The organism is Pseudoalteromonas sp. SR45-5, from assembly GCF_014163565.1.
Classification (GTDB): domain Bacteria; phylum Pseudomonadota; class Gammaproteobacteria; order Enterobacterales; family Alteromonadaceae; genus Pseudoalteromonas; species Pseudoalteromonas distincta.
This window is the reverse complement of sequence record NZ_JACJDN010000088.1, coordinates 1-9176: the sequence shown is the minus strand read 5'-3', so window position 1 is coordinate 9176 and position 9176 is coordinate 1. Positions and strand designations below refer to the sequence as shown.

The window sequence follows — 9176 nt, the reverse complement described above, 5'->3', positions numbered from 1 at the left end:
GAGTAAGGAGATGTTTTGCCCAGGGAAAATTGTGTAAGGTGATGGAATTGAATTGTTTTTTGCCAACTCCCTAAAGTCTTGCCCAGCACTAAAGGCAATAGAGTAGAGCGTATCTCCTTTTTGTACTTTATAGCTAACCCCATTAATGTTAACAGTATGACCTAAATCATTAACATTATTATTTAAGCTACTAACAGGTGCAGGAACATGGCGAGAAGAGCAACCAAAGAGAAAAATACTAATAAATATAGTTACATACAGTAAACACTGTTTATTCATTGTATTTTTCCCCTAAATTAGAAAATTGATATTTTTAACGCTTAACGCAATAAAAAGTAAGCTAGCGCAATTAATACCACTAATCCCCAACCAAGTATTTCAATATACTGACGTAATTTTCGCTCCATTTGAGCTCCGCCCCACTTCATTAAGGCTGAAACTAAAAAGAATCGCGCACCGCGCCCAATGGCTGATGCTATTAAAAATGGCAAAAATGCCATTTGTAAAACACCTGCGCCAATCGTAAATACTTTATATGGTATAGGCGAAAAACCGGCTAAAAACACAACCCAAACACCGTAATCCTTAAACCAGTTTAGTGCTATATCAAACTTTTCTTGCCAGTGCATTTGTGCAATCAATGGCTCTACAACGGGTTCAAATAGCCAAAAACCAAGTAAGTAACCAACCACTCCACCAATAACCGATGCTATTGTGGCAAAGCTTGCAAATCGCCATGCTTTGTTTGGTTGCGCAAGTGACATAGGTGCAAGCATTACATCAGGTGGTATCGGGAAAAAAACTGATTCTGCAAAGCTCATAGCAGCTAAGTAACGTTCCGCATGACGGTGTTTTGCCCACACTAGGGCCATATCGTATAACTTGGTAAACAACTTCAAAATGAATTCCTATTCAATATCGCCAGGTACTAACGGCACAAATCTAACGGGAGCAATAACATGCTCTTTATAATTATCGCCTTTGCGGATAACCATTACTAATTTTTGATCGCTCTCACCAATTGGGGTTAATAACACGCCACCATCGGCCAACTGAGCAAGTAAATCTTGCGGAACTTTAGAGGCCGCAGCAGTCACTATAATACCATCAAACGGCGCTTGTGATTGCCAGCCTTGCCAACCATCGCCATGCTTCATGGTTACATTATATAAATCGAGTTGCTGCAAACGTCTTTTTGCCTGCCACTGAAGTGTTTTAATACGCTCTACCGAGTAAACCTTTGTAAACGTTTTGGCCAATATTGCAGTTTGATACCCAGATCCTGTACCTATTTCTAGCACTTTATTGCGCACACCAGCTAAACGAAGTAGCTCTGTCATGCGCGCTACTATGTAAGGCTGAGAAATTGTTTGCCCTTGCCCAATAGGGAGCGCTGTATTTTCATAGGCTTTGTGTTTTAGCACATCATCTATAAAAATATGGCGCGGAATATCAGCTATAGCACTAAGTACTTGCGTATCTTCAACACCTTCACGCTTTAGTAAGTCAGAAAGCGCTTTAGCACTGCGGGTATAATTAGCGAGCACGATTAATCTCCAAATCGGCTAACCATTCTCCTACTGCCTTTAAGCTATCTTTAGCTGTCATATCAACACTCAGTGGCGTAACTGAGGCATAGCCATTATTAATTGCGTAAAAGTCGGTGCCTTCACCAGCATCGCTTTCGGTGCCAAGCGATCCGTACCAATAAATATCACGCCCCCAAGGATCGGTTTGTTTCGTCATCGTTTCAGCTTTATGACGAGCACCTAAACGTGTTACTTGCACCCCTTTTAATTCACTTAATGGAATATCTGGCACATTAATATTTATTATTTGATCTTTTGGAAGCGGATGCGAAGCCAAGCCTTTAATAATATTTACGGTAACAGCAGCGGCTGTTTCAAAATGATCGCCATTATGTGAGCAAAGCGATACCGCAATTGCAGGCAGACCTAAATGGCGACCTTCAGTTGCAGCGGCAACAGTACCGGAATAAAGCGTGTCATCACCCAAATTGGCACCATGGTTAATACCTGCAACAACAAGGTCGGGCTTTTCATCAGCTAGCTGATTTACACCTAAATGTACACAATCAGTGGGTGTGCCATTAACTGACATAAAACCATTTTCGAGTGTAGTCGCTCGTAGCGGGTTCATAAGTGTTAAAGAATTACTCGCACCACTACAGTTGCGATCAGGTGCAACAAGGGTTACATCTGCAATTTGTATAAGCGCCTGATATAAAACCGCAATGCCTTTGGCATTTACGCCATCATCGTTACTTAACAGTATCTTCATTTATGCCATTATCCTTTTCTTTGCGCTCTCGAGGGCTAGCATCAGTGTAATCCACCAGCTCACGTAATAATGCGGTTGCAAAACACCCTTTTGGCAAACCAAAGCTTAGTTTTAGTGTGGTTTCATCAAGTGTTTCAACGGTTAAGTTTTGTGGAATTAAGCGCAGCATTCGGCGCTCATTTTTAAGGCCTAACTCACCTAAACCATCACACCATGTTTGGAAAGGTGCAAGCCATATTTTTTCTTGTTCGGTTAAGCCTTTTTCGCTTTTTCCCACCATAGGTGCCGACATCATAATATCGCCGGTAGCTAATCGCTCTATGTTTTCGTCATTAATTGCATCTTCAAAAAATGCATTGCTGCCGCTGAGCATAAATACTTCACGGTGCATTGTTTTAGCTAAACCATGCTCTTTTACACGTAAGCTCACTAACTGATTAAATACATGCGATCGTGCTGCTGAAATAATAATACCGCGCAACTTTTTATCGCGAATACGCTCACCGGCAAACATTTTTTCAGCCATAACTAAGTTATGACCGCCATGCCCAAAGCGCTGCTCGCCAAAGTAATTAGGCACACCTGCGCGTACTGCGTTAATACGACATAAAATATCAAGAGGGTTGGTTACGTTACGAAGCGTAATAGTAAATTTATTACCTTTGTGGCAGCCCGTACGTAACTTACGGTCGTGGCGCTGTTGCGACACAATAAAAATACTCTCACTATTTAAATCACTAAAATCGATAGGCTTTTTAATTGGTACTTTTACACTAAACCACTGTGAGCACACGCCGTGGCGATCTTTCATGCCTGCATAGCTTACGTCTCGCGGTGAAACACCCGCACGCTGTGCAATTAGCTTTGCAACGTATTGCGTGTTTTCGCCTTTTTTAACCACCTGCAAACACACGTGTTCGCCACTGCCGGTAAATTCTATACCTAAGTCTTCATCAACCATAAAGTCTTCAGCTGTGGTTTTAAAATCAGCTTTAGAAAGCGGTGCACCGTATAAATAATTTAAATCGCTCATGCGTTTTTTGTACTCGCAAGCTCTTTACTCATAATAACCACCGCATGGCTCGAAATACCTTCTTTGCGCCCTTCAAAGCCTAGCTTTTCGGTAGTAGTGGCTTTAACGTTAATTTGGCTAAGGTCGCAATTTAAATCGCTGGCTAAATTAGCGCGCATAGCTTGAATATGTGGCAACATTTTTGGTGCCTGAGCAACAATAGTCACATCGCCATTACCAAGTACATAACCTTGTTCTTTAGCTAAGCCCACCACATGGCGAAGTAAAATACGGCTATCGATATTTTCATACTCGCTTGCCGTATCGGGAAAGTGCTTACCAATATCACCCATTGCAAGTGAGCCTAAAATAGCATCGCATAATGCATGAATAGCAACATCACCATCTGAGTGCGCTAAAAAGCCCTGTGGGTAATCAATTTTTTCACCACAAATAGTTAACGGGCCTTCGCCGCCAAATTTATGTACGTCAAAACCATGGCCAACTCGTATCATAATCCACTCTCGTTTTGTTGTTTATGTAATAAAAATCCAGCCAGATCTAAATCCTCTGGCGTGGTTATTTTAATATTATCGCTACGACCTGCTACAAGTTTAACCGGTTTACCCGCCCACTCAATTGCACTGGCTTCATCGGTAATAGTAGCCCCACTTGCTAATGCGTTTTGCAGTGCATTTTTAAGCTCGTCGTATTTAAAAAACTGCGGGGTAAGTGCTTGCCATAAATCATCTCGCGGCACAGTTTGTAGGGCATGAGTGTGGCCGCGTTTTATAGTGTCTTTTACTTTGCTAGCTAAAATACCGCCTTCATCAGCGTTAATGCATTCATCAATTAAACGTTCTATATCACTGATATTAACTAATGGACGAGCAGCATCATGCACCAATACCCATGTTGGTGGGTTAGGCGCTAAAAAAAGCAAGCTATTGAGCACCGAGTCGGCTCGCTCTTTTCCGCCACTGGCTCGCACAATGCGATTATCAAGCAGTGGGAGTTCGTCAAAATAGGGGTCGCTGTCGCTAAGGGCAACAACAATAGTGCGTAATTGAGGTAATTGAGAAAGTTTAGCTAAGGTGTGTTCTAAAATGGTTTTACCGGCTAATTGTATATATTGCTTAGGCGCATTGTGCTGCATTCTACTGCCAACACCCGCAGCAGGTACAATTGCTGCAATAGTCTGTTTATTTGTCATATTGTTTGCCCGGTAAAACACGAATAAATGTTTCGTCCGGTTTAATCATTCCCAATTCGTTGCGTGCACGCTCTTCAATGCCTTCTTGGCCAAGCTTTAAGTCTTCAATATCTGCTTTAAGTACTTTATTACGTTTAATGAGTTTTTCGTTGGTTTGATGATGCGACGTTACTGCACCTTTTAGTCGTGTGTAGTCTTGTAAACCATTATGACCAAACCATAACCTGTATTGTACAAACAGTGCTAAGCACAGTAAGCCAACTTGAAAAATACGCATTTAACACTCCTTATTTTAAATTCCAAATACCTTAACTTTAATACGCTAAGGGGCGCTTTAAATTGCGCCAATTAATACTACCCGCTAAAAGCATTTCGCGTAGTGATAAAACACGCGGCATACAACGCTTCGAAAATTGCCACTGATGCCCGCAACATGCAGCGGTTAAACTCACTTTACTTGGCTTTATTAGCTGAGCATTTTGCTGCTCTAGTCCATTTCCTAAAAAATCAAACCATCCAAGCTCGTTACAATGCAGCTTATTTTCGCCTAACTGATCGATACTGTCTATTCTAAGACGCACCTGATCGTAGCCATGCAATATAACGGGCACTATAAGCCCCACTTTGGCATACGTTTGATAAAAAAGTTCATTAGCTTGAGCATTCACATCGGGTGGGGTCGGTTTTTGCTTTTCAAGCCACGTACCATTTTGTGCATCAAGCGTAAAAGGCGTGTCACCATTGGCAACTAACGTTGCCGCTCGCTCAATATAATAAGGTAGGCTTTTTAACTGGCGGCGCAGTTTATCGGCATTAGGCTCTGCAACTAATCGCTGAACCTCACGCTGATAAAACGCATTGCACAATTGTGCATACAACACTTTTTGTGCATCAGTTTGCCAAATTTCAACTTGCTGTTGAGCACCAAGTGACTGATTTTTAGCGACCAAAAGCTGTACTCAAAAATATCCAGGTAAATGTTTTATAACACAGTATTGAATATTTTTTAAGCGCAGCGCACTATTTTAAGCGCTTGGCTTTTCACCTAATTTTGCTTTACCTGATTCTAAAAATTGCACAACCGTATTACGCTTTTTACCAATCAATAAACTGCCATCAGCTAAAAACATAAAGTTTTGCCAATTGCGTTTAAATACATCAAACGTCGTTTCGATAATATTATCGCGTGCCATACAAAAATAAACCGTGGTGTTAGCTTCCCAATCTAAAAACGTTAAGATTGCTTCTGGTGGTAACGCATCGCCATTTTCCCACGCATCTTGCCAATCTACTTCTTGGCTAAAGCTTTTTTCTTGACCACACCAATCGGTGTCTTCAAAAAAATCAGGGTGATCAAACTCACGGCTCACCATGGTTGTCCAAAGTACGGCTGCGCGCTCGTCGCTCATAGGCTTTATTTTTGCTGCGTCTTCATCAGATACAGGTAAATCTTTGTGGCGAAAAACCCACGCCTTTTTGTAATCATCTAAAGAAATATAGTTCATAGTATTGGCAAATTAGTTAACATTAAAAGTGCAAAGCCAAATTATACAAGAGATCAAAACATGACTACAGCAATAAAACCACTTTCCCTAAAACCAGGCATATACCAACACTACAAAGGCCCGCAATATAAAGTTATTCATGTTGCCACCCATAGCGAAACCGAGGAACAGCTTGTGATTTACCAAGCACTTTATGGTGAATTTGGTATATGGGCGCGCCCACTTAGTATGTTTTTAGAAACTGTTGAAAAAGAAGGTGAGGTCATACAGCGTTTTGCTTATATTGGACCTGCTGCTTAACTATGGCATTATAACAAAATAACTTACTGCTCAGACCAGACAAGGGTACACCGTGCAATTTAATTCAACTGACAATTACATAGCGAGTAGCGCGCTTAAACAAGCTGTAAATGCTGCCATTATGCTCGAAAAACCACTTTTAATTAAAGGCGAACCTGGCACAGGTAAAACCATGCTGGCTGAGGAGTTGGCTAAAAGCTTAGATACTACGCTTATTCAGTGGCATATAAAATCGACTACTAAAGCGCAGCAAGGTTTATACGAGTACGATGCGGTTTCGCGCCTGCGCGACAGTCAATTAGGTGACGAGCGTGTACACAATATTGGCAACTACATCGTTAAAGGTAAGCTTTGGCAGGCATTTACATATGCAGAGCTCAACGGTAAACGCCCAGTGCTTTTGATTGATGAAATAGACAAAGCCGACATAGAGTTCCCAAACGACTTACTACTTGAGCTTGATAAAATGGAGTTTCATGTTTATGAGACTAACGAGCGCATTGTCGCAAAAGAGCGCCCTATTGTGATCATCACATCAAATAACGAAAAAGAATTGCCGGACGCATTTTTACGCCGCTGCTTTTTTCATTATATTGATTTTCCTAGCAGCGACGAAATGCAGCAAATTATTGACGTGCACTACCCTAACGTTAAACAGGATTTAGTACGCCAAGCACTTGAAGTGTTTTTTAACCTGCGCGAAGCAAACGGCCTTAAAAAGAAACCTTCCACCAGCGAATTACTCGACTGGTTAAAGCTTTTAATGGCTGAAGACATAGACGCTAAAACACTGCACGACAAAGCTAAAAAAGGCGGTTTAATGCCCATGTTTGGCGCATTACTTAAAAATGAGCAAGATATAAGCCTAATCGAAAAGCTCGCATTTATGAGCCGCTAGGGCCTGTTGACCTTTCAGGATTAAAATTTGTTCTAACTAGGGACGATTTAATCGTGGCGCGAGGTTTGTAACCTAGTGGGCTAAGTAAAAGCCGAGCAACAAAGAGTTAATCGTCCCTAGGACGAACCTTCAGGCAGCGCGTGTTTTGTATTTATGCTGTGTTATCGCCTATTTATGGGGAATAACCACACTACATAGGCTCTGCCTTACCTAAATACCAAACACACTGCTGCAAATTTAACCTCGAAAGATAAACAGGCCCAAACATGCTAGTACAGTTTTTTTTCACGCTGCGTAAATACCGTTTACCGGTAAGCCTGCGCGAGTTACTCGACTTAATAAACGCCTTAAAAAAAGGCGTTATATTTGCCGACGTAGACGCCTTTTACCATCTAGCGCTCACCATCATGGTAAAAGATGAAACGCATTTTGATCGATTCGATAAAGCCTTTAGCGACTACTTTAGCGGTATTGCCGATCTTGATTTGCTCGAGAGTTTAAAGCAGCAACACAACTTACCTGAAGATTGGCTACGTAAAGAGTTTGAAAAAAAACTAAGCGATGAAGAAAAAGCTCAGCTTAAAGCCATGGGCGGACTCGACGAGCTTATGAAAACCCTAAAAGAGCGTTTAGAAGAGCAACAAAAACGCCACGCTGGCGGTAATAAATGGGTAGGTACTGGCGGCACATCACCTTTTGGTGCATACGGCTATAACCCAGAAGGTGTGCGTATAGGGCAAGACGGCAATCGTAACCGCCAAGCAGTAAAAGTGTGGGATAAACGAGAATACAAAAACCTCGACACCGACAGAGAAATTAGTTCGCGCACAGTCAAACTCGCCCTTAAAAAGTTACGTAAGTTTGCCCGCACAGGCGCAAGCGACACGCTTGATTTAAACGAGACTATTCGCGCTACTGCAAAACAAGGCGGCATGCTTGATGTAAAAATGGCACCCGAACGCCACAATGCAGTAAAAGTATTGATGCTGTTTGATATTGGCGGCTCAATGGATGACTACATCCACACCTGCGAAGAATTATTTAGCGCCGCTCACAGCGAGTTTAAACACCTAGAGTTTTACTACTTTCATAACTGTTTATACGAGCACGTTTGGCAAGACAACGCGCGCCGACATACAAACGTGATTGACACCATGACGCTGATTAATAAATTTACCAGCGACTACAAAGTAATATTTGTTGGCGATGCCACTATGGGCCCATATGAAATAGCCTACCCTGGCGGCTCGGTAGAACATTACAACGAAGAGCCCGGCAGTGCATGGTTATCACGTATAACAAACCACTTTGATAAAGTCGCCTGGCTCAACCCACAACCAGTTGAACACTGGCCGTACTATCAATCAATTGGCTTTATAAAAGAGTTAATGAACAACCGCATGTATGCGCTGAGTTTAGATGGGATAAGTAGAGCGATAAAAGAGCTGAGTTAAAGTGAATAATAGAAATATATTAAAATTAATTTTGTTTGCATCACTTATTATAAATTTGGTTTTTATAACTATCTTTATAAGTGACTCTAAAAAGGATAAAAGCATTTATTTATTAGCAAGCAATGTTGAAGCTAAATGCTTGAATGATTGGAAATCACAAGACTCTAGGGTGCCTTTTATTACCTCTCATCAAGTTTTAGGACCAGATCCCTTTACTGAATATAACCTTTTAGAGCTGGGAGGTTATGATCAGTCAACATCTTTCACATACGAATTCTCAGCATGTTTTAAAGATAAATTTTCTACAGTAAGAACAATTGCAGAGATGAAATATGCTATTGATTTCATTGGTAAGCAATCAAAAAATGTTGGATTTTATAAATTACCAAATTCTGATGAAATTATTGTTTACTCAAATGAGTAACAATTAGGCTAGATTGGCTAAACTCACAACTCGTTGAGCCTTGGCTTTACTACCAATTATTTATGAAGT

General features: G+C 41.2%; 14 protein-coding genes. 4 read left to right on the top strand and 10 right to left on the bottom strand.

What is annotated here, in order from left to right; all coding sequences use genetic code 11:
- The 10 genes from H5072_RS05385 to H5072_RS05340 form a co-directional block, all read right to left on the bottom strand.
- Window positions 1-279, bottom strand: a 279-nt coding sequence (locus H5072_RS05385; protein ID WP_182692912.1) for a LysM peptidoglycan-binding domain-containing protein, incomplete at its 3' end; no start/stop codon positions are given.
- A gap of 41 nt (window positions 280-320) precedes the next feature.
- Entirely contained in the window at window positions 321-899 is a 579-nt protein-coding gene (locus tag H5072_RS05380) for a YqaA family protein (protein WP_002958957.1), read from the bottom strand.
- A gap of 9 nt (window positions 900-908) precedes the next feature.
- A complete protein-coding gene (locus H5072_RS05375) occupies window positions 909-1547 on the bottom strand; it encodes a protein-L-isoaspartate(D-aspartate) O-methyltransferase (protein WP_182692911.1) in 639 nt (212 codons plus the stop codon).
- The gene (gene surE, locus H5072_RS05370) at window positions 1537-2301 is read right to left on the bottom strand and encodes a 5'/3'-nucleotidase SurE (RefSeq protein WP_024600608.1); all 765 of its coding nucleotides are present in this window, start codon (window positions 2299-2301) and stop codon (window positions 1537-1539) included. The genes H5072_RS05375 and surE overlap by 11 nt, the downstream gene beginning before the upstream one ends.
- Window positions 2282-3334: a tRNA pseudouridine(13) synthase TruD gene (truD, locus tag H5072_RS05365; RefSeq protein WP_182692910.1), complete on the bottom strand. Its 1053-nt coding sequence runs from the start codon at window positions 3332-3334 to the stop codon at window positions 2282-2284. The genes surE and truD overlap by 20 nt, the downstream gene beginning before the upstream one ends.
- Complete coding sequence (ispF, locus tag H5072_RS05360; RefSeq protein WP_182692909.1) at window positions 3331-3828, bottom strand: 2-C-methyl-D-erythritol 2,4-cyclodiphosphate synthase; 498 nt, start codon at window positions 3826-3828, stop codon at window positions 3331-3333. The genes truD and ispF overlap by 4 nt, the downstream gene beginning before the upstream one ends.
- Entirely contained in the window at window positions 3825-4526 is a 702-nt protein-coding gene (ispD, locus tag H5072_RS05355) for a 2-C-methyl-D-erythritol 4-phosphate cytidylyltransferase (protein WP_182673805.1), read from the bottom strand. Before ispD ends, ispF begins: the two co-directional genes overlap by 4 nt.
- A complete protein-coding gene (gene ftsB / locus H5072_RS05350) occupies window positions 4516-4803 on the bottom strand; it encodes a cell division protein FtsB (protein WP_002958963.1) in 288 nt (95 codons plus the stop codon). The genes ispD and ftsB overlap by 11 nt, the downstream gene beginning before the upstream one ends.
- A gap of 37 nt (window positions 4804-4840) precedes the next feature.
- Complete coding sequence (locus tag H5072_RS05345) at window positions 4841-5476, bottom strand: hypothetical protein (protein ID WP_182692908.1); 636 nt, start codon at window positions 5474-5476, stop codon at window positions 4841-4843.
- 75 nt (window positions 5477-5551) lie between these two features.
- Window positions 5552-6031: a DUF2947 domain-containing protein gene (locus H5072_RS05340; protein ID WP_002958965.1), complete on the bottom strand. Its 480-nt coding sequence runs from the start codon at window positions 6029-6031 to the stop codon at window positions 5552-5554.
- A gap of 60 nt (window positions 6032-6091) precedes the next feature.
- On the opposite strand from H5072_RS05340, the gene H5072_RS05335 reads away from it, so the two are divergent.
- The 4 genes from H5072_RS05335 to H5072_RS05320 all read left to right on the top strand — a co-directional run bounded on the left by H5072_RS05335 (window position 6092) and on the right by H5072_RS05320 (window position 9107).
- Window positions 6092-6331 (top strand): DUF1653 domain-containing protein, encoded by a 240-nt coding sequence (locus tag H5072_RS05335; protein WP_039486721.1) that lies wholly within the window; start codon window positions 6092-6094, stop codon window positions 6329-6331.
- Window positions 6332-6383: 52 nt separating this feature from the next.
- The gene (locus H5072_RS05330) at window positions 6384-7229 is read left to right on the top strand and encodes a MoxR family ATPase (protein WP_182692907.1); all 846 of its coding nucleotides are present in this window, start codon (window positions 6384-6386) and stop codon (window positions 7227-7229) included.
- A gap of 266 nt (window positions 7230-7495) precedes the next feature.
- A complete protein-coding gene (locus H5072_RS05325) occupies window positions 7496-8683 on the top strand; it encodes a VWA domain-containing protein (RefSeq protein ID WP_182692906.1) in 1188 nt (395 codons plus the stop codon).
- Window position 8684: 1 nt separating this feature from the next.
- Window positions 8685-9107, top strand: coding sequence for a hypothetical protein (locus tag H5072_RS05320; protein ID WP_182692905.1), 423 nt, complete (start codon window positions 8685-8687; stop codon window positions 9105-9107).
- Window positions 9108-9176 lie beyond the last annotated feature (69 nt).

Bases quoted from the DNA above. Each gene is read 5' to 3' on its own strand.
- truD (WP_182692910.1), bottom strand. From the start codon at position 3,334: ATGAGCGATTTAAATTATTTATACGGTGCACCGCTTTCTAAAGCTGAT.
- ftsB (WP_002958963.1), bottom strand. From the start codon at position 4,803: ATGCGTATTTTTCAAGTTGGCTTACTGTGCTTAGCACTGTTTGTACAA.
- ispD (WP_182673805.1), bottom strand. From the start codon at position 4,526: ATGACAAATAAACAGACTATTGCAGCAATTGTACCTGCTGCGGGTGTT.
- H5072_RS05340 (WP_002958965.1), bottom strand. From the start codon at position 6,031: ATGAACTATATTTCTTTAGATGATTACAAAAAGGCGTGGGTTTTTCGC.
- H5072_RS05325 (WP_182692906.1), top strand. From the start codon at position 7,496: ATGCTAGTACAGTTTTTTTTCACGCTGCGTAAATACCGTTTACCGGTA.
- surE (WP_024600608.1), bottom strand. From the start codon at position 2,301: ATGAAGATACTGTTAAGTAACGATGATGGCGTAAATGCCAAAGGCATT.
- ispF (WP_182692909.1), bottom strand. From the start codon at position 3,828: ATGATACGAGTTGGCCATGGTTTTGACGTACATAAATTTGGCGGCGAA.
- H5072_RS05335 (WP_039486721.1), top strand. From the start codon at position 6,092: ATGACTACAGCAATAAAACCACTTTCCCTAAAACCAGGCATATACCAA.